Origin of the sequence: Allorhizobium sp. Av2 (genome assembly GCF_021462805.2) — a bacterium.
Taxonomy (GTDB): domain Bacteria; phylum Pseudomonadota; class Alphaproteobacteria; order Rhizobiales; family Rhizobiaceae; genus Allorhizobium; species Allorhizobium vitis_G.
Genome location: NZ_CP192696.1, coordinates 1,336,149 through 1,355,146, shown reverse-complemented (window position 1 = coordinate 1,355,146; position 18,998 = coordinate 1,336,149). Strand labels below are relative to the sequence as shown.

The 18,998-nt window shown below is 58.1% G+C and carries 16 protein-coding genes; 9 read left to right on the top strand and 7 right to left on the bottom strand.

Annotated elements, in window-relative coordinates:
• Positions 1 to 109 precede the first annotated feature (109 nt).
• The 3 genes from gor to rpiA form a co-directional block, all read right to left on the bottom strand.
• Positions 110 to 1,498: a glutathione-disulfide reductase gene (gor, locus tag FS819_RS06570; RefSeq protein WP_156547834.1), complete on the bottom strand. Its 1,389-nt coding sequence runs from the start codon at positions 1,496 to 1,498 to the stop codon at positions 110 to 112.
• Positions 1,499 to 1,725: 227 nt separating this feature from the next.
• Positions 1,726 to 2,319 (bottom strand): DUF2059 domain-containing protein, encoded by a 594-nt coding sequence (locus FS819_RS06565; protein WP_156547835.1) that lies wholly within the window; start codon positions 2,317 to 2,319, stop codon positions 1,726 to 1,728.
• A 139-nt stretch (positions 2,320 to 2,458) separates the two neighbouring features.
• Positions 2,459 to 3,157: a ribose-5-phosphate isomerase RpiA gene (gene rpiA / locus FS819_RS06560; protein WP_156547836.1), complete on the bottom strand. Its 699-nt coding sequence runs from the start codon at positions 3,155 to 3,157 to the stop codon at positions 2,459 to 2,461.
• Positions 3,158 to 3,377: 220 nt separating this feature from the next.
• On the opposite strand from rpiA, the gene FS819_RS06555 reads away from it, so the two are divergent.
• Entirely contained in the window at positions 3,378 to 4,091 is a 714-nt protein-coding gene (locus tag FS819_RS06555) for an HAD family hydrolase (protein ID WP_156547837.1), read from the top strand.
• Between the two features lie 65 nt (positions 4,092 to 4,156).
• On the opposite strand, the gene FS819_RS06550 is transcribed toward FS819_RS06555, so the two are convergent.
• Positions 4,157 to 6,001, bottom strand: coding sequence for a L,D-transpeptidase family protein (locus FS819_RS06550; RefSeq protein WP_156547838.1), 1,845 nt, complete (start codon positions 5,999 to 6,001; stop codon positions 4,157 to 4,159).
• Between the two features lie 395 nt (positions 6,002 to 6,396).
• Between FS819_RS06550 and fumC the strand changes: the two genes are divergently transcribed.
• The gene (gene fumC / locus FS819_RS06545) at positions 6,397 to 7,788 is read left to right on the top strand and encodes a class II fumarate hydratase (RefSeq protein WP_156547839.1); all 1,392 of its coding nucleotides are present in this window, start codon (positions 6,397 to 6,399) and stop codon (positions 7,786 to 7,788) included.
• A gap of 136 nt (positions 7,789 to 7,924) precedes the next feature.
• Here the strand turns inward: fumC and FS819_RS06540 are convergent, their stop codons facing one another.
• The gene (locus tag FS819_RS06540) at positions 7,925 to 8,371 is read right to left on the bottom strand and encodes a hypothetical protein (RefSeq protein WP_156547840.1); all 447 of its coding nucleotides are present in this window, start codon (positions 8,369 to 8,371) and stop codon (positions 7,925 to 7,927) included.
• Positions 8,372 to 8,558: 187 nt separating this feature from the next.
• On the opposite strand from FS819_RS06540, the gene FS819_RS06535 reads away from it, so the two are divergent.
• Positions 8,559 to 10,163 (top strand): fumarate hydratase, encoded by a 1,605-nt coding sequence (locus FS819_RS06535; RefSeq protein ID WP_156541606.1) that lies wholly within the window; start codon positions 8,559 to 8,561, stop codon positions 10,161 to 10,163.
• Positions 10,164 to 10,346: 183 nt separating this feature from the next.
• Positions 10,347 to 11,414 carry a GGDEF domain-containing protein gene (locus FS819_RS06530; RefSeq protein ID WP_060715615.1) on the top strand — a complete coding sequence of 356 codons (1,068 nt, stop codon included), beginning with the start codon at positions 10,347 to 10,349 and terminating at the stop codon, positions 11,412 to 11,414.
• A gap of 18 nt (positions 11,415 to 11,432) precedes the next feature.
• Here the strand turns inward: FS819_RS06530 and FS819_RS06525 are convergent, their stop codons facing one another.
• Positions 11,433 to 11,798, bottom strand: a complete 366-nt coding sequence (locus tag FS819_RS06525; RefSeq protein WP_060715616.1) for a gamma-butyrobetaine hydroxylase family protein — start codon at positions 11,796 to 11,798, stop codon at positions 11,433 to 11,435.
• Positions 11,799 to 12,074: 276 nt separating this feature from the next.
• Between FS819_RS06525 and moaA the strand changes: the two genes are divergently transcribed.
• The 4 genes from moaA to mobB all read left to right on the top strand — a co-directional run bounded on the left by moaA (position 12,075) and on the right by mobB (position 15,242).
• Positions 12,075 to 13,076 carry a GTP 3',8-cyclase MoaA gene (gene moaA, locus FS819_RS06520; protein ID WP_070151087.1) on the top strand — a complete coding sequence of 334 codons (1,002 nt, stop codon included), beginning with the start codon at positions 12,075 to 12,077 and terminating at the stop codon, positions 13,074 to 13,076.
• Between the two features lie 102 nt (positions 13,077 to 13,178).
• Entirely contained in the window at positions 13,179 to 14,072 is an 894-nt protein-coding gene (locus FS819_RS06515; RefSeq protein ID WP_156547841.1) for a DMT family transporter, read from the top strand.
• Positions 14,073 to 14,086: 14 nt separating this feature from the next.
• Positions 14,087 to 14,728: a molybdenum cofactor guanylyltransferase MobA gene (gene mobA, locus FS819_RS06510; protein WP_156547842.1), complete on the top strand. Its 642-nt coding sequence runs from the start codon at positions 14,087 to 14,089 to the stop codon at positions 14,726 to 14,728.
• Positions 14,715 to 15,242 carry a molybdopterin-guanine dinucleotide biosynthesis protein B gene (gene mobB, locus FS819_RS06505; protein WP_156547843.1) on the top strand — a complete coding sequence of 176 codons (528 nt, stop codon included), beginning with the start codon at positions 14,715 to 14,717 and terminating at the stop codon, positions 15,240 to 15,242. The genes mobA and mobB overlap by 14 nt, the downstream gene beginning before the upstream one ends.
• Before the next feature lie 47 nt (positions 15,243 to 15,289).
• Here mobB and FS819_RS06500 read toward each other — a convergent pair whose 3' ends face one another.
• Complete coding sequence (locus FS819_RS06500) at positions 15,290 to 17,866, bottom strand: OmpA family protein (RefSeq protein WP_197434062.1); 2,577 nt, start codon at positions 17,864 to 17,866, stop codon at positions 15,290 to 15,292.
• Between the two features lie 288 nt (positions 17,867 to 18,154).
• Between FS819_RS06500 and FS819_RS06495 the strand changes: the two genes are divergently transcribed.
• The gene (locus FS819_RS06495; protein WP_156534967.1) at positions 18,155 to 18,931 is read left to right on the top strand and encodes an ABC transporter substrate-binding protein; all 777 of its coding nucleotides are present in this window, start codon (positions 18,155 to 18,157) and stop codon (positions 18,929 to 18,931) included.
• The last annotated feature ends 67 nt before the right edge of the window (positions 18,932 to 18,998 follow it).

The window sequence follows — 18,998 nt, the reverse complement described above, 5'->3', positions numbered from 1 at the left end:
AAAATGGTGATTTCGAGAACCGGAGCGGAGCGTACTTAGCGTACGTGAGCCTAGGTAAGCGCAGAAATTGCCTTTTGCAGCCCGCCAGCGGCTATTCTTGGATAGGCTGTCAGACCCGCTCGCCGTTCCTGATCCGATAGCTCGGGTTATACATGGTGACCAGTTCTTCGGACGCCGTCGGATGCACGGCCATGGTGCGATCAAAATCGTCCTTGGTGCAGCCGGCCTTGAGGGTAATTCCAAGCAATTGCGCCATTTCACCAGCGTCATGGCCAAGAATATGCGCGCCAACCACTTTTCGGTCAGCCGCATTGACGACCAGCTTCATGATCACTTTTTCGGTGCGGCCCGATAGCGTCGCCTTCATCGGCCGGAATTCGGCCTTGTAGATCTCGACCTCCGGGAACGTGCGGGCCGCCTCTTCCTCGGTCATGCCGACCGTGCCGATTTCCGGCTGCGAAAAGACCGCCGTGGCAATCAGGTCGTGATCCGGCGAGGTCGGATTGTCTTTGTATTCCGTTTCGATGAAACACATGGCCTCGTGGATTGCCACCGGCGTCAGCTGCACCCGGTCCGTCACGTCCCCCAGTGCAAAAATACCCGGGACGTTGGTGCGTGAATATTGATCGACGATGATGGCGCCGCGCTCATTGACAGCGACACCCGCCGTCTCGAGGCCGAGGCCCTTGGTATAGGGATCGCGGCCCAAAGCCAGCATGACCGATTCAGCCGAAATCACCCCGTTGTTGCGGGTGTGGACGGAAAGGCCACCTGCGGCCATCTTCTCGACTTCCTCGATCACATCCGTGCAGAGAATACGAATGCCCTTGGCTTCCATGGCCTGGTGCAGGCCACGGCGGATATCCTGGTCGAAACGCGACAGGATTTCCTTGCCGCGATAGATCAGCGTCGTATCAACGCCGAGACCATGGAAGATATTTGCAAATTCCACCGCGATATAACCGCCGCCAGCAATCACGATCGAGCGAGGCAGCGCCTCCAGATGGAAAGCTTCATTGGAGGTGATGCATAGCTCATGCCCCGGCAAGGACGTATGCGCATTGGCGGAGCCGCCGACCGCAATGATGATCCGCTCGGCAGTCACTTCGCGTCCGGTCGCCAGCAGACGGATGCGATTGGGACCGGTCAGTTCCGCACGGCTCTCAATCAGTTCCGCACCGGCGCTGTTCAAACCCTTTCTGTACAGGCCTTCCAGACGTTCGATTTCCTGGTCCTTGGCGGCGATCAGCTTTTTCCAGTCAAAACGGCTTTCGCCGACCGTCCAGCCAAATCCTGCGGCATCTTCGAAATGCTCGTGGAACTGCGATGCATAGACGAACAGCTTTTTCGGCACGCAACCCCTGATGACGCAGGTGCCGCCAAACCGGTATTCCTCGGCAATCGCCACCCGCTTGCCCATGGAGGCCGCAAGCCGGGCGCTGCGCACACCGCCGGAGCCGCCGCCGATGACGAACAGATCATAATCGAATGATGACATGGAAAACTCCCGCAAGACGGACGGCCAAAGCGCCCCTCGAAAATTTCAGTAGATCGGCCGGACTGGCGAACAATGATGACCGCTGGCCAAAAACCATAAGATCATCCATCCCCTATATGGGAATGGATAGGAACAACGACAACGGAATGCCGCCGGATCATTCCCGACGGGCCTGACGATAAAGCCCGGAACCAGGTCCGGGCTTTTCTTTAATCGGTGTTATCAGATCAAGGCTTGGGGGCAGGTGCTGGAGCCGCAGGTGCAGGCGCCGGTTCCGAAGCAGGCATCTGCGCCTTCAACTGTGCACCGGCCACCTTGACCAGGGCATCATTGGTGTTCTTTTCCAGATCACGCGCCACACCGGCAGCCCAGATATCGGCGGACTTGCCAAGTTCACGATTGGCGACCGGCTGATCCTTGATCAGCTTCTTGCCAGCCGGGCTGGAGAAGAACGCCGCAATCTGCTTCAACTCTTCCTGAGTAAAGGACTTGGCATAAACCGTTGCCGCTTCCTTTTCGAGATCGCCACGGCGTGCAGCCAACGCGATGGCCTGCTGGTCAACAGTCTTGTCGATCTGGTCTTCAAGGTTAGGATAAGCCTGGATGAGCTGTGCCTTCAACCGAGCGGCGACATTCGGCAGGATATTGTCGAATACATTGGTAACGCCGAGCGCCGTGATGGCCTGACGGGCAGTATCGATCTGCGCATCCGTCACATCCTGCGCGCGAGCGGCCGGACCAGCCAGAAGCGAAGCTGCGATAACCACACCGGCAACCATGTGACCGAGATTAAGGCGACCGAGACCCTGATATTTGCTCATAAAACTCATGCTCCTGTTTGTGTCCCCAGCGCTCGCCTCCAACGGCAGCGCTGAATTTTCATATTGGTATTATCGATGCACATGGCCGGGACGTGAACTTGCGCCAGACCATGACCACCCGGCTATCACGCCGCGTCAATCACGCCACAGGCTCGATCACCCGCGCACCATCAGAGCCAGCCACGACGGCCAGCGATGCCATGCCGATGAACAGACCGTGCTCCACCACCCCGGGTATAGCATGCAATGCCTGAGAAAGGGCCACTGCATCAGGAATGCGGCCAAAAGAAGCATCGAGAATATAATGCCCACCATCCGTCATAAACAGATCGTCACCAGACATGCGCAGGCCAATCGTCCCCGACAGGCCGAGTTTGGCGGCTGCCTTTTCGATGGAGATGCGGGTTGCGACGCCGCCGAATCCATTGATCTCGATGGGCAACGGATAGGCACCCAGCGTTTCCACCAGCTTTGTTTCATCGGCAATGACGATCATCCGTGCCGAGGCGGCAGCAACGATCTTTTCGCGCAGCAGCGCTCCACCGCCGCCCTTGATCAGGGTCAGGTGACGATCAAGCTCGTCGGCTCCATCGACGGTCAGGTCCAGTTCCGGCAATTCATCAAGCGACATCAGCGGCACGCCCAGTTCCAGGCAAAGCCTTGCGGTGCGCTCCGACGTTGGCACGCCTTGAACCTTGAAGCCGTCGGCGACCTTTTCAGCCAGCAACCGCACGAACTCCTCAGCGGTCGAACCGGTGCCGATGCCGAGCCGCATCCCATTTTCGACATAAGACAAAGCCAGTTCTGCGGCTTTGATCTTCATTTGACGAACGTCCATGCTGCCCGCAACTCCTCTTGCAACACTCGGCCAAGGCCTTTCGAAACTGCCGGTCAACTAAGCAAACCTTGCTGGTTTGCCAAGCATTCCGCAGAAAGTTCTCGCTGTTTACACGGGTCGCAAGCCAAACGAAAGCCCCTTTCGACGCCTTCCAATCTTGCATTTCGCCCTGAAAAACCTTAGCCCTGCCCGCCGAAAGCCAAGGTTTTAAGTGCAATCCATGGAAAGTCAGCCCGTGTCCCCAGCATTCAACGCCGCCCCCGCCACAGTCGTCTTCGATCTGGATGGAACCCTTATCGATACGGCAGAGGACCTCGTGGCAAGCCTCAACCATACTATCGCCGCGGCCGATCTGGCGCCGCTGGAGGCCGATGACCTCAACCATCTGGTCGGACATGGTGCGCGGGTGATGATCGAGCGGGCCTTCAGCCTGCGCGGCAGGCCGATTTCCGAGGTTGAATTCCAGCCACTGCTTGAACGCTTCATCGACCATTACAAAGACCATATGCCCGGCAAAAGCCAGCCCTATCCCGGCCTGCTGGACGCTCTGGAGCGGCTCGAAACGGCAGGCCACAGGCTGGCGGTCTGCACCAACAAGATGGAAGGCCTCGCCCGGCCACTGCTCGAGGGTTTGAACCTGACGGCCCGGTTCACGGCCATTACCGGCGGCGATACATTCGAGATGCGCAAGCCAGATGCCGGCCATCTGCTCGGCACCATCGCCAAGGCCGGCGGCGACCCGCGCCGGGCCATCATGGTCGGCGATAGCCGCAACGACATTCTGGTGGCGCGTAATGCCGGTATTCCCTCCATTGCCGTGCCTTTCGGCTATTCGGACGTACCAGTTGCCGACCTCGAACCCGATGTGATCATCGCGCATTTCAATGAATTGACCATGGAACTGGTCGAAAGGCTCCTCAACAAGGCCAATTGAAATCCCAAAACACAAAAGGCCCGGATCGACCGGGCCTTTTGCTTACATGCTTTGCTTAAAGTTTGTCAGCTCTGCACACCGCGCGAGGTCGATGTCACATCGAAGGCTTTGCGGGTCGCTTCATCGCGGCCATAGATGTCGTCGTAATATCGGACGACCCCATCCTTATCCGGCCAGGCGGTGAAATAAGCGACGTAAACCGGGAACTTCTGCGGCACCTGCACGGCACGATTCTGGCCGGAGGCAATCTGTGCATCTATGTCTTCAACTGTCGTACCCATCACGGCTGCGGCCATGACACGCGGCTCGGCCAGACGCACACAGCCGTGGCTGAGCGCGCGCATATCGCGTTTGAAGAAGCTCTTCGCGGGTGTGTCATGCATGTAGATGGCATGGGCATTCGGGAACAGGATCTTCAGGTCGCCCAACGCATTGTCGCTGCTTGGCGGCTGGCGCACATCGACATCGCTGGTCGTGTACCAGTCGACCTGCGAAGAGGCCACCTTGCGGCCCTTGTAGCTGACTTCATAGCCGAGGCGGTCGAGATAGCTCGGGTCCTGGCGCAGCTTGGGCAGCATTTCATTGACGATGATCGACCGCGGAACACCCCAATAAGGGTTGAATTCCACCGTCTGAATCATGTTCTGGAAGAAGAAAGTCTGGTGCTGGGGGGCACCGACAACAACCTTCATGGCAATCTGCTGCTGGCGGTCGTTGAAATAATAGGCCTCGAAAGCCGGCTGGTTGATGAACACATAGCGCGGTCCCAGATCGGCGGGCAACCAGCGCAACTGCTCCATGGCAACCACCAGCTTTTCGATCTTCTCGGCATTGGAATGTCCGACCATGGTGCGGACCGTTGCCTGACCAATGACGCCATCCGGCTTCAGGCCGCGTTCCTTCTGGTAGCTCTCGACCAGCGCCACCAGTTCCGGTGTGTAATCCGGCGTGCCAGTGTAGTCGGTCAGCGTCAGCGCATGCTCAGTCTTCAGCGCGTCACTGCCATAGGTCTTGATGCCTTCGACGATATTGGCAAGCTCAGGATTGCTGCCGCCGGGCTTCAAGACACCGGTGAGATTGATCTTGACGGGCTTACTCTGCTGCTGATTGGCCTCTGCCACCAACTTGGCGAGCTCAGCCTTCAGCGCCTGGAATTGCGGGCTGGCCGGATCGCGGCCATGCAGATAGGCAGCGATATCCGGGCTGGAGCGCACCAGATCCAGCACCGGATCGAGATTGACGGTCTTGCGCTTGAAATCGTGATAGCCTGAAATACGGTTCGGATCGAGCCTGCCGCGCACTGTGTCCTGAACATAGGTCAGGATTTTGGCCGAAAGGTTGAATTCGAAGGCCATCAACGCCTGGCGGCGGGCGTCTTCGGGCATGGTGTCGAGACCATCAGGCACTTTCACCGCATAATCGGCAGGCTCAAGCCCGGCCGTATCCGCCGTTGCGAGGGCGGCAACCGCCGACTTCGCCTTGTCGGTGATGGCGGTATCGCTGGCCCAGATCAGCGCGCCCTTGTTGTTATAATAGTTTTCCACAGCCTGCGCCACGTCGGGCGTGGCTTCAACCTTGACCTGCGACATGGCGAGATGGGCGACGGCCAGGGCATGGTCTTCACCAAAAACCGGGATCGGCATGTCCGGCGCCTTGATAGAGATCACGCGCTTGGTCTCGGCCTTATAGGCATAATAGCGAGGTGCGGCGACCTTCTGGATCGGCTCTGGATCGCGCAGCTGGGCCTGGGGAATGATTTCCGCCGGCGCTGGCTGGCGGCGCTCCTCCGACCTGCCGCGCAGCAGATCCATCAGAGTCGTGGCGCTCGCCGTTTGCGGCAGGGCGGCCACAACCGTGGACGTGGTCAGGAGGACTGCAATCAGCGCCCGGTTCAGTGAAGGTTTCTGCAACTGCTTTCCCCATTCAGAAAGGTCAAGGTCGGGATTCGAATTCGGTCCCCGAATATTAGCCGGTTCCCTAGCCGATTGCATCGGCTTTGGAAAGTTAACCATGCTCAAATGCTTGAAAAACAGAGGGTCAACTTTAAGTGACCAATCAGCGTGCCGTCATGGTTAACACGACGTCAAGGTTAAGCCGGGAATTGGTTAAAATTCAGTAACCGCAGATCCTTTCTTCCACCAAACTTTGATGACATTACCGCGACTGGACAACCGAACCTGCCTGAGACCGGTAAGCTTTGACGCGGGCGCGAAAACATGTATCAAAGCGTCATGTTTTACGGCGACCGTCATCAAGCCGGTCAACGGAGCCATTGCCTATTCAGACCATCAGTTGGAGACAGATCATGACTGCTAATCGCACCGAAACTGATACATTCGGCCCTATCGAGGTTGCAAGCGATCGATATTGGGGGGCACAGGCGCAGCGTTCCCTGGGCAACTTCAAGATCGGCTGGGAAAAGCAGCCCCTGCCGGTGGTGCGGGCGCTGGGCATCGTCAAACAGGCAGCAGCCCGCGCCAATATGGCGCTTGGCGGGCTGGACTCGACGCTCGGTGAAGCAATCATCAAAGCGGCGCAGGAGGTGATCGACGGCAAGCTCAACGATCATTTCCCCCTGGTGGTCTGGCAGACGGGATCCGGCACACAGTCCAACATGAATGCCAATGAAGTGATCTCCAACCGCGCGATTGAAATGCTGGGCGGGGTGATGGGTTCGAAAAAGCCCGTTCACCCCAATGACCATGTCAACATGAGCCAGTCGTCCAACGACACCTATCCGACCGCCATGCATATCGCCTCGGCCGAATATGTCGCGCATCATCTGATCCCCGGCTTGAAGCATCTGCATGCGGCACTGGACGCCAAGGCCAAGGCGTTTGACCATATCATCAAGATCGGTCGTACCCATACCCAGGACGCGACGCCGCTGACACTCGGACAGGAGTTTTCCGGCTACGCCGCACAGGTCGCCTCCTCCATCAAGCGGATCGAGCTGACGCTTCCCGGCCTTTATGAGCTGGCGCAAGGCGGCACCGCTGTCGGCACCGGGCTGAACGCCCCCATCGGCTTTGCCGAAAAGGTCGCCGAAGAAATTGCCGCGATTACCGGCCTGCCTTTTGTCACCGCACCCAACAAATTCGAGGCGCTGGCTGCCCATGACGCCATGGTGTTTGCGCATGGAGCCATCAATGCGGCGGCGGCGGCCTGCTTCAAAATCGCCAACGACATCCGCTTCCTCGGCTCCGGCCCGCGCGCGGGTCTCGGCGAACTGGCCCTGCCAGAAAACGAACCCGGCTCCTCCATCATGCCCGGCAAGGTGAATCCAACCCAGTCGGAAGCCATGACCCAGGTCTGCGCCCATATCTTCGGCAACAATGCCGCCCTGACCTTTGCAGGCAGCCAGGGCCATTTCGAGCTGAATGTCTATAATCCGATGATGGCCTATAATTTCCTGCAATCGGTGCAGCTGCTCGGCGACGCCGCCGTCTCCTTCACCGACAATTGCGTCGTCGGCATCGAAGCGCGTGAGGACAATATCAGGAAGGGCGTCGAAAACTCACTGATGCTGGTGACGGCGCTCAACAGCAAGCTCGGCTACGACGCCTGCGCCAAGATCGCCAAAACCGCTCACAAGAACGGCACGACTTTGCGTGAGGAAGCCGTGGGCGGAGGCTATCTGACCAACGAGGAATTTGACCAGTATGTCCGGCCGGAACTGATGATCGGGCCGAAGTGATCCGTCACCGCCTCCTTTGAATCTAATTAAATCCGTAGGTGCCCTCAGATTTCAACGCCTGAGGGCACTATATTTCCGGGATAGACCCAGGTTAAGCCGTAAGCTCAATGTTGCCGTTGCTATCGAACCGACAGCATTAGTCAGAGCTTGAACCGATCAGGATTGATGCGTTCGACGCCGATAAAAACAGAAATGCAAAATCCCAGAAGACGGGATATGCCGGGTGGCCATCCTGCAACTGAAACAAGTCAATTGTCTGTGTTGCATCGATCAGATCACGGACCTGACTTTCCAGTTCATCCATAAGGGCGACCAGATGTTGCGATTTCAATACAAGCGCGTCAGGACCGGAAGCCTCATCACCCCTGAAGAACAAATGTTCTTTCAGGATGGGCCACACCAACGCTTTGTCAATTTTCTTGATGTCGTCGAGCGTTGCCTTAGGACCCAACAACGCTTTTATAATAAGTTGTTTTTCGAGCAGGTCATCCAAAGGCATCTCGAAAAGCCTCAAGAACACGTTGTAATTCAACGCACCATCATTCAAGACGTCGGTAATTTGGTCGAGAAGCCGCTGATCCATTTAACCTCACAAGCCTATCGCCGAGCCGCGTTCGCGCGCCCGCGATAACAGCATAATAAACGAATAGAAAATCTATTCTCTCACGTTAAATGTTGCATCGCACTGTCCACTTTAGAATCATTTGCAAAGCGCTTGTCGCCGAACTAGACCAAATGCCGAAAATCCGTTTGGCAAAAAGGCTCCTTCGATGGCTGACGATCTCTTTCCCCTTGGCGAAGACACGACTCCCTACCGCAAACTGACCGCCGATTACGTCTCGGTCGAAACCTTCAAGGGCCAGGAAATCCTGACCGTTGATCCGGAAGGCCTGCGGCTTCTGGCCGAAACCGCGCTGTCCGACATCAACCACCTGCTGCGCCCAGGCCACCTGAAGCAATTGGCCTCCATTCTCCAGGACCCGGAAGCAACCGACAATGACCGTTTCGTGGCCTATGACCTGTTGAAAAACGCCAATATCGCCGCCGGTGGTGTGTTGCCGATGTGCCAGGATACCGGCACCGCCATCGTCATGGGCAAAAAGGGCCGCCGCGTCTGGACGGATGGCGGCGATTATGAGGCTTTGGCCCATGGCGTGCGCGATGCCTATGAAAAGCGTAATCTGCGCTATTCGCAGCTGGCACCCTTGAAGATGTTCGAGGAAAAGAACACCAAGACCAACCTGCCCGCCCAGATCGACCTCTATGAGGAGGGCGAGGATGCCTATAAATTCCTGTTCATGGCCAAGGGCGGCGGTTCTGCCAACAAGACCTTTCTTTATCAGGGTACGCCTTCGCTGCTGACCCATGACCGGATGATCGATTTCCTGAAGGACAAGATCCTGTCGCTTGGCACGGCAGCCTGTCCCCCCTATCATCTGGCGATCGTCATCGGCGGGCTTTCGGCAGAAATGAACCTGAAAACGGTGAAGCTCGCCTCGGCCCGTTACCTCGACGCCCTGCCGACTGAAGGCTCCGAAAGCGGCCATGCCTTCCGCGACATCGAGATGGAGCAGGAAATCCACAAGCTGACGCAATCGCTCGGCGTAGGTGCCCAGTTTGGCGGCAAATATTTCTGTCATGACGTGCGGGTCATCCGCCTGCCGCGCCATGGCGCCTCGCTGCCGATTGGCCTTGGTGTTTCCTGTTCCGCCGACCGCCAGGCGATGGGCAAGATTACCCGCGACGGGATCTTCATCGAGCAATTGGAAACCGATCCGTCGAAATACATGCCTGACATCGACGAGGCCGCCCTCTCCTCCTCCACGGTCAGCATCGACCTCAACCAGCCAATGAGCGCCATCCTGGCCGAGTTGAGCAAGCATCCCGTCAAGACCCGGCTGTCGCTGACCGGCACGATCATCGTCGCCCGCGATCTGGCCCATTCCAAGATCCGCGAACGGCTCGAAAACGGCGAAGGCATGCCGGATTACATGAAAAACCACCCGGTCTATTATGCCGGCCCCGCCAAGACGCCGGAAGGCTTTGCCTCCGGTTCCTTCGGGCCAACCACGGCTGGCCGTATGGATAGCTATGTGGACCAGTTCCAGTCGTTTGGCGGCTCGATGGTCATGCTGGCCAAGGGCAACCGCTCCCGTGCGGTGCGTGAAGCCTGCAAGACCCATGGCGGCTTCTATCTCGGCTCCATCGGTGGCCCGGCAGCCCGGCTTGCCCAGGACTGTATCCGCCATGTTGAAGTGCTGGAATATCCGGAACTCGGCATGGAAGCCGTCTGGAAGATCGAGGTCGAAAACTTTCCGGCCTTCATCGTCACTGATGACAAGGGCAACGATTTCTTCCAGGAATTCAACCTCTGATCGTTTAATCCACGTGCAAAGGCAACAATTTGGCTTTGCACGTGGACTACGATAGTTTACTGTGGATTTTCATAGAATAAATATCAATTTTACAATTCCTGGCGTTCTTTACTTATTGCTTTAAATATTTGCTCACCATTCAGTCCTAATCCTGAGTGGGGATTATCGGATGGGGCTAGCAGGATGAACACCGCAACATTGGCGCGATCGCAGGGGCTCGACATCGCAACGCAAATTTCCTTTGCGATGCGCTCTATGGGCATTTCGCCGCTGCCAAGAAATTACGAGCTGTTCTATGAGGCCTATATCGGGTCCAACCCGGTTCTGACCCGCAGGGTTACCGCCCTTGGAAGCCGCGCCACCCAGGATGACCTCGACCGGATTGCCGAGGAATTTTTCGGCCACAATTCTAACCGCATTATCGAAAATGCCCATTCAAGGCTGGTTTCGGAACTGGACAATCTGCTGCGGCTGATGAAGCAGGAACAAAGCTCGCTGGAGACTTATAACAAGCTGCTGGATGAGACCTGCTCACGCATCAATGCCAAGAGCAGCGGCAGTGTCGATTTGCTGCGCAATGCCATCGCACTCTTGACGCGGGCAACAGACGATACGCTGGCCCATGGCGAAAAGACCGCGGAAAGCTTTACCCAGAAATCCGTTGAAATGGATGCCGTACGGCGCGAACTGGACGAATACAAGCGGATCGCCAATACCGATTCGTTAACCCGGCTTGCCAATCGCCGCGCCTTCGATGAGCGGATGGCCGGTCTGTTCAACTATCCCTCGACACTGACGACAACGTCGCTCATGCTGATCGATATCGACCATTTCAAGAAGATCAACGATACATTCGGCCATCCGGTTGGCGACAAGATCCTGGCGACCGTGGCCGGCGTGATCCGCGCCAATGCACCGCGTGATGCCTTTGTTGCACGGGCGGGTGGCGAGGAATTCGCCATCATCGTTGAGGGCATGCCGGATACCGAAGTTTTCGGGCTGTGCGAACGCATCCGCACCAATCTGGAAAACACCCTGTTTCGCAACTCCCGCACCGGCGTCAATTACGGTCCGGTCACGGTCTCCATCGGCTTTGCCCTTGCCGCCAATTGCCAGGACCCCGGCGAACTGTACAGCCGGAGCGATATCGCCCTTTACTGCGCAAAGAATGCCGGGCGCAATTGCAGCAGGCCGTTTGAGCCGGGCATGCGCAAGGATTTCGCCAAGGGCTGGCTGATCTACAAGGGATGAGAGCTGGTATAAAAGCTTCTAAAGCTTATCGCGCGACAGGCCCTTTGCCTCCATGTCGCGCAGATACTCCCCAAACTTCGTCTCACCGGTTTGCCCAAGCTCGCGCAGATAGGCCCAGGTAAAGATACCGGTATCATGGCCGTCGTCAAAACCGATCCGCACCGCATAATTGCCGGTTGGAATAAGCTTGGCAATCGTCACATTGCGCTTGCCGGGCACGGTGATCTTCTGGCCCGGCCCGTGGCCTTGTACCTCCGCGGACGGCGAAAGCACCCGGAGCATTTCCGCTGCTACACTGACGCTCTCCCCATTATCAAACACCAGCGTCAAAAGCCGCCGATCCGGTGACACCCTGATTTCCTTCGGCCAAACTTCGCTCACCACATTCTCCCTGTCATATTTTAAAGCACCGCATTCGACACAATCCGAGCAAACCGCTTCGCACTTTTCGGTCTGATGCTGTATCACCCGATTCAGTTCGATCCAACTTATTCCAGTCGTCCAGCCTGTTGCCTTGCTTGACGGATCGCAATGCGCGCACCAGATTAGTGAGCAATCATGGAGGTTCGCTTGGATTATGCCCCCCGCCTGCACCAGCCGGCGCCAAACTTGCAGGAAAATCAGACCTTGCAGGCCCATACCGGTCTACAGCCGGCGCAGATGCCAGACAAAATGGTCGATCCCTTCGGCCGGGCCGTCACCTATCTTCGGGTTTCGGTAACGGACCGGTGCGATTTCCGCTGCACCTATTGCATGGCGGAAAACATGACCTTTTTGCCGAAAAAGGACCTGCTGACACTGGAGGAACTGGACCGGCTCTGTAGTGCCTTCATCGCAAAGGGCGTGCGCAAGCTGCGCCTGACCGGTGGCGAACCGCTGGTGCGCAAGAACATCATGTTCCTGGTCCGCAGCCTGTCACGCCACTTGCAAAGCGGCGCGCTTGAGGAATTGACGCTGACCACCAATGGGTCGCAACTCGCGCGCCACGCAGCCGAACTGGCCGACGCGGGAGTGCGTCGCATCAACGTCTCGCTGGATACGCTGGACGCGCAGAAATTCCGCACCATCACCCGCTGGGGAGACCTGGCGCAGGTCATCAAAGGTATCGATGCGGCCCAGGCGGCTGGCATTCACATCAAGATCAATGCGGTTGCCCTGAAAGGTTTCAACGAGGATGAACTTCCCGATCTGATGCGCTTTGCCCATGGCAGGGGCATGGATCTGACGCTGATCGAAACCATGCCGATGGGCGAGATCGACGAGGACCGCACCGACCGCTACCTGCCACTTTCCGAGGTTCGGCAAGGATTGGCAGAGCATTTCACCCTCCAGGATCTCGACTATCAGACCGGCGGCCCGGCCCGTTATCTCCGCGTCGAGGAAACCGGTGGCAGGCTGGGTCTGATCACCCCGCTCACCCATAATTTCTGCGAGAGCTGCAACCGCGTTCGCCTGACCTGCACCGGCACACTCTATATGTGTCTCGGTCAGAACGATGCGGCGGATCTTCGGGCCGCCTTGCGGTCCAGCGAGGATGATGCACTGCTGTCTGCGGCCATTGATGAGGCGATCCTGCGCAAACCCAAGGGCCATGATTTCATCATCGACCGCACCACTCGTCGCCCCGCCGTGTCGCGTCATATGAGTGTCACCGGCGGTTAACAGGTATTTTCAAACCTTTGCATCTATTGGTTTTCTGGATAGAACACCGCATCTAACTCCGGGCAAAGTGGCCGGGTGGACTGTTTGGAAAGCTTTTACGCGATGGTGCTGACCCGAAATATGAAGGGCGCTATGTTCATGGCAGCGGCCATGGCTGGCTTCACCATCAACGACGCCCTGTCGAAATCGCTGACCGAGGTGATGAGCGTTGGGCAGATCATGCTGGTGCGCGGCGCGCTGACCACGCTTCTGGTTTATGGCATTGCCCGTCAGGCCCGCGCCGCGATTTCACCCAAACTGCTCGGCAACCCGCTGATCATGACCCGCGTGCTGTGTGAGATTCTGGCCTCGATCACCTATCTCACGGCACTGTCTGCCATCCCGCTCGCCAATGCCGCCTCGATCCTGCAATCGCTGCCGCTGGCCGTCACGCTTGGTGCTGCGGTATTTCTGCGAGAACCAGTCGGCTGGCGGCGCTGGCTTGCCATTATCGCTGGCTTTATCGGGGTGATGATCATCATCCGACCCGGTCCGGAAGGCTTTACCCTGTCGGCGCTCTACGTGCTGGGCAGCGTGTTTTTCGCCGCCACCCGTGATCTGGTGACCACACGGATCGACAGGGCCACGCCATCCATCGTCATCACCCTGATGACCGCCGCCGGTAACGGGCTGGCCGGGGCGGCGCTCATCCCGGTCCAGGGTGGCTGGCAGCCGCTATCCCTACCGTCTTTCGGGGTACTGATCTGTGCCGCCATCTTGATGTTCATTGGCTATCAATGCATCATTCTCGCTATGCGCACCGCCGACATTTCCTTCATTGCACCCTTCCGCTATTCGGGCCTACTCTGGGCCATCGGCCTTGGCATTCTGGTGTTTCATGAATGGCCAGACCCCTGGATGCTGCTGGGCATGGCCGTTGTGGTCGGATCGGGTCTTTATACGTTCCACCGTGAACGGCTCCGGAAAATCCGCGATGCCAGCGCGCTGGCAGCTTGAGCCAAGAGCGCGCCATGGCACCACCTGCAACACCAACCGACCTTCCCGGCGTCATTCTGGCTGGTGGACTGTCGCGCCGCATGGGCGCGGATAAGGCAACCACCATGCTGGCAGGCCTTACCCTGCTAGACCATGTGGCCAACCGGCTGTCACCACAGGTCGGCAACCTCGTCGTCAACAGCAACGATCCGACCCTCAACACCCACTTGCCCCGAATCGGCGACACGATCACCGGTTATGCCGGACCGTTGGCGGGCATTGCCAGCGCCATGGAATTTGCCCGGCAGGTCACTTCCTCCAGCCATGTGCTGGTCGCCCCCATCGATACGCCCTTCCTACCGGCAGATCTGGCGCAGCGTCTACTGTCCGTGACAGCGGACGAAAAAACCGTCGTGCTGGCACGTTCGCTCGGGCGAGTTCACCCGGTTGTCGGCTTGTGGCCGGTCGCGTTGAAAGAACCAATCGAGCATTGGCTGGGCCAGCCCGACAATCGTAAACTCATGCTTTTCCTTCAGGATCAACCGTGTATCGAGGTCGAATTTCAGGCCATTGAAACCACCTATGGCCCGCTTGATCCATTTTTCAACGTCAACAGCCCGGATGATCTGGCCCGGGCGGAAATCTATCTCAAGGCTCTGCCCCATGACATCCAATGATCGCGTTCCTCAAAGGGTATTCGGCATTTCCGGCTGGAAGAATTCGGGCAAGACAGGGCTCACCGAGCGGCTGGTTGCCGAACTCACACAACGCGGTTTCAGGATTTCAACAATCAAACACGCCCATCATGATTTCGACATCGACAAGCCCGGTGCCGATAGCTACCGGCACCGTCAGGCCGGCGCGGCGGAAGTCGCTATTGTTTCGGGCACGCGCTTTGCCATCATGCATGAACTGCGGGGAAGTCCGGAGCCAAGCCTCGATGAAATTTTGTCTCGGCTATCGCCCTGCGATCTCGTGCTGATCGAAGGCTATAAACGCGAAGCAATCCCGAAAATCGAGGCGCGGCGTCTGGACGCAAGGAACGGCGCGCCGCTTGCCCCTGATGATCCGCATATCATCGCCATCGCTGCCGATCATCAGATCACCGACACAGACCTGCCGGTCTTCGATCTCGACGACACAATAGCGATTGCCGCTTTCATCGCCTCGGCTACAGGTCTCTGCAATTAAAAATGCCGCCGGATCGCTCCGGCGGCATGGTTGATATCCGAGTATTATCAGCGGGCCGCCTGCACCGGCCGCACCAATGGAGTGACCCGGCGAACCGTGACGCGCCGGTTCTGCTGTTCCGGCCCATAGGTCATCACCTTGAGGAACTGCTCACCATAGCCCTGGGTGATCATGTTTTCCGGCGGAATGCCGTAAACCTGGGTGAGGACATTGGCGACCGACTCAGCTCTGCGGTCCGACAGCACCAGGTTTGACTCAGCCGAACCGACGGCATCGGTATGGCCCTCGATCAGGAAGGTTTCGCCCGGATCGTCCTTCAACACCCGCACGATAGCATCCGCAACCTTCTTCAAGGTGCCAGCCTGGTTCATGGAAATATCGGCGCTACCAGTCGCAAATGTCACGGTATCGAGGTCGATGCGGCGCATCTTATCGCGGATACGGGCAGAGTTGCGAACCTCGTCAATCGTATAGACACGCTCGACGGGCTCTACCGGCGGCTGCTCCATGAACTTGTAATAATCGCGGTCGGGCGAACTGCCGACGTCAATAATATAGTCATTGAGCGGCACCCGCAGGCGCATGGGCGGCAGGTCCGCACCCGGATCACGGTAGACAACGCGGCGGTCGTCGTCGGCACCATAGAGATCCGGCGAGTAGAACAGCACATATTCCTCACCATTGGCATCGATGCGAGACCGCTGGATCAACTGGCCATAGCGATTGCGCAGGCTGACGATTCGATCGCCGTTTTCCTTGAAGACAGTGATGCGAACACGCTGGTGATCCACCTGTTCATAAACAGGCGGGCGGCCATATTGAGCAAAACGGCGGTTGTCGTCGCTGCGGATGACGATCTGGCCACCATAATCCATCACCTCGCGGTCATCGTCGAAGCTGCGTTCGACGCGGACATCGTCGGGATAGGTGAATTGCGGCTGATCGCGCAGACGGCGGCCCTGATATTGATCGATGGATTCGATGCGGATCTCCTGGCGCGGACGGTTGCCGTAATAGTCCTGCTGGGCCTGGGCATCGCTTTCGGGGATAGCGTAGCGATCCTGGTCATCGGCCTGCTGACGCAGACGGCGCAACTGGTCTTCAGACATGCCGCGACGCCAATTATTGTCCTTGTCGCTGTCGAGCACGGGCGCACCGCGATCCACCGGCAGGATGATGGTTTCATCGGTCTGCGACGGCTTGTCGGCCAAAGCCCGCAGCCGTTGCAATTCTTTCGGCGTAAATGGTGCCTGTTCCTGCGGCGGCAATTGCGGGCGCAATTGCTGATCGCTCACAGCATCGCCCGGTGCTCCCGTAGCTCCCGGACGACCGGGTTGTCCAGGTTGGCCCGGCTGGCCGTTCTGTCCAGCTTGACCACCCTGACCAGGAGCCCCGCCCTTTCCGCCTTGGCCAGGAAGACCACCTTGCTCACGAGACTGTGTGGCGTTCATTGGTGGCAACAGAGCTGGGCGCGGCTTGCCAGCCTCATCATTGCCGGGACCGGGCGGTGGCGGCATGGGAGCATCGGCACGTGGTGCGGCAGGCTGAACGGGCGGCTGCGGTGCCTCGGCAGGCGGCTTTGGCCCGCCCGGCAACGGCGGCTCAGCTACCGGAGGCGCTGGCGGCTTTCCGGCTGGCGGCTTTCCAGCCGGGGGCTCTGCGGGCGCGTTAGGCGCAGCAGGCTTTACTTGGGATTCAGGCGCCGTTTTAGGTTCGGGCTTGGCTTGGGGTTCCGGTTCGGCTGGCCGCGGAGCTTGCGGCCTTTGCGGTTGGCCCACAGGTGCTTGACCTTCCGCTTGCGGAGTTGGACGCTTCTGACCGTCCGGGGCTTTTCCAGCCGGATCTTGTTCAGCAGGATTTTGAGCAGCAGGGTTCTGAGCGGGCCTTTTGCCAGCAGGTCTCTGGTCTTCCGGTTTCACGGGCTGCGCCTCGCCCTTAGGCATTCCAGGCTGGGGCGTACCCGGTTGCGGTGCAATCGTACGATCACCAACAGGCGGCATCGGCGCACCTTTCGGCTCACCGGCAGGAGGCATAGGCGGCTGAGCTTCGTTCTTCTTCGGCTTCACCGGCTTTTCTTGCGGTTCCGCTGGAGGCTCGGCCATTTTCGGCGGCTCCATTTTTGGCGGCGGGGGAGCCTTTTGTGGCTCTATCGCTGGCTCCATCGGCTTTTCATGTTTTTTCTGCTGTGGCGGCTCGGCGGAAGGCGCTTCCATTCCAGCCGGAGGCTTTGGCCTAGTCTGCTGAGCAGGCGCTTCTTCCCGGGCAGGTGCTTCTACACGGGCAGGCGGGGCGGCTTCACTACGGGCGGGTGGCGCCTCAGGGCGCTTGTCTTCCTTCGGCGGTCTCGGTGCCTCAGGCGGGCGCTCCTCGCCGGGCTTTCCCTCTTCCGGCGGCCCCTTCTTTTTCTGCTTCGGCAGCTCTTCCGGCGGAGGCTCGGCCTGGGCCATCAGCACGATGCCGTGACCGTCAAGTGTCGTGCCAGCCGACATCGCCCGCATCCGGCCGGCAATATCCTGGCTTGGTGCGAGAGTGTCGGAAGTATAAGAGGCGGCAAAGGATGGTGCGGCAACGAGATTTGCAAGTGCAATAAGCACGGATGCCGTTATCCTGGATTGTACTGCCATGGGTTTTCCTCGCAGTTGAGGCATATTGCCTCGTTGTTCTTGAATTCGATTCTTTAACGACGTGCTTTTACGCGCCGGATTCTAGGCAGGAAGATGGCTGGATTGGAATGAACGAAGGGTGAATAGCATGTTCACGATATGAGGCGGGGAGTGGCTAGCATTAGCAGTTGCAATTTCCGCAAAAACGGAAAAACTGGCGAAACGTTCCGGCGAAAATTCAAAGAAATGGCCGGCACCTGCGCCAGCGGGACATTCTCATCCCGCATGGCAACCAACAGAGAGGATCTCATGCGTATCTCGACCCGTTTTCTGGCCGCCGCCTCCCTTACTGCCCTGTCATTGTTTGCCGGTGGCGCCATGGCTGAAGAAAAGCTCGTTATCGGCACGGAAGGCGCCTATCCGCCCTTCAACAGCCTGGAAGCCGACGGTTCGCTGACCGGTTTCGACATCGATATCGCCAAGGCGCTTTGCGAAGAAATGAAGGTGACATGCACCTTCAAGACCAATGATTGGGATGGCATCATCCCCGCATTGCAGGCGAAGAAATTCGACGCCATCGTCGCGTCGATGTCGATCACCCCCGAGCGCCTGGAAAAGGTGGATTTCTCCAAGAAATACTACAACACCCCTCCAGCCATCGCCGTGCCGAAGGATTCGCCAGCCAAAAGCGTCGAAGACCTGAAGGGCAAGACCATCGGTGCCCAAAGCTCCACGTCTCATGCCAATTATGCGGAAAAGCATATGGCTGATGCGCAACTGAAGCTTTACCCGACAGCCGACGAATACAAGCTGGACATCACCAATGGCCGTATCGATGCTGTCATCGACGATGTCGTGGTGCTGACGCAATGGGTCAAAAGCGATGCAGGCACCTGCTGCAAGATCCTGACGCCACTACCGATCGATCCTGTGATCAATGGTGAGGGTGCAGGCATTGCTGTTCGCAAGGGTGAAACCGCTCTGGCTGACCGCTTCACCAAGGCCATCGCCGCCATTCGCGCCAATGGCACCTATCAGAAGATCAATGCCAAATATTTCGATTTTGACGTTTACGGCGACAAATAAATCGGTTTAAGACGGCGTGATCCGGGTCTACCCGGATCACGCACAACAGACAAAACAAAAACATGCG

Coding starts and splice junctions, on each gene's coding strand:
- gor (WP_156547834.1), bottom strand. CDS start 1,498: ATGTCATCATTCGATTATGATCTGTTCGTCATCGGCGGCGGCTCCGGC.
- FS819_RS06565 (WP_156547835.1), bottom strand. CDS start 2,319: ATGAGCAAATATCAGGGTCTCGGTCGCCTTAATCTCGGTCACATGGTT.
- rpiA (WP_156547836.1), bottom strand. CDS start 3,157: ATGGACGTTCGTCAAATGAAGATCAAAGCCGCAGAACTGGCTTTGTCT.
- FS819_RS06555 (WP_156547837.1), top strand. CDS start 3,378: ATGGAAAGTCAGCCCGTGTCCCCAGCATTCAACGCCGCCCCCGCCACA.
- fumC (WP_156547839.1), top strand. CDS start 6,397: ATGACTGCTAATCGCACCGAAACTGATACATTCGGCCCTATCGAGGTT.
- FS819_RS06540 (WP_156547840.1), bottom strand. CDS start 8,371: ATGGATCAGCGGCTTCTCGACCAAATTACCGACGTCTTGAATGATGGT.
- FS819_RS06535 (WP_156541606.1), top strand. CDS start 8,559: ATGGCTGACGATCTCTTTCCCCTTGGCGAAGACACGACTCCCTACCGC.
- FS819_RS06530 (WP_060715615.1), top strand. CDS start 10,347: ATGAACACCGCAACATTGGCGCGATCGCAGGGGCTCGACATCGCAACG.
- moaA (WP_070151087.1), top strand. CDS start 12,075: ATGCCAGACAAAATGGTCGATCCCTTCGGCCGGGCCGTCACCTATCTT.
- FS819_RS06515 (WP_156547841.1), top strand. CDS start 13,179: ATGGTGCTGACCCGAAATATGAAGGGCGCTATGTTCATGGCAGCGGCC.
- mobA (WP_156547842.1), top strand. CDS start 14,087: ATGGCACCACCTGCAACACCAACCGACCTTCCCGGCGTCATTCTGGCT.
- mobB (WP_156547843.1), top strand. CDS start 14,715: ATGACATCCAATGATCGCGTTCCTCAAAGGGTATTCGGCATTTCCGGC.
- FS819_RS06500 (WP_197434062.1), bottom strand. CDS start 17,866: ATGGCAGTACAATCCAGGATAACGGCATCCGTGCTTATTGCACTTGCA.
- FS819_RS06495 (WP_156534967.1), top strand. CDS start 18,155: ATGCGTATCTCGACCCGTTTTCTGGCCGCCGCCTCCCTTACTGCCCTG.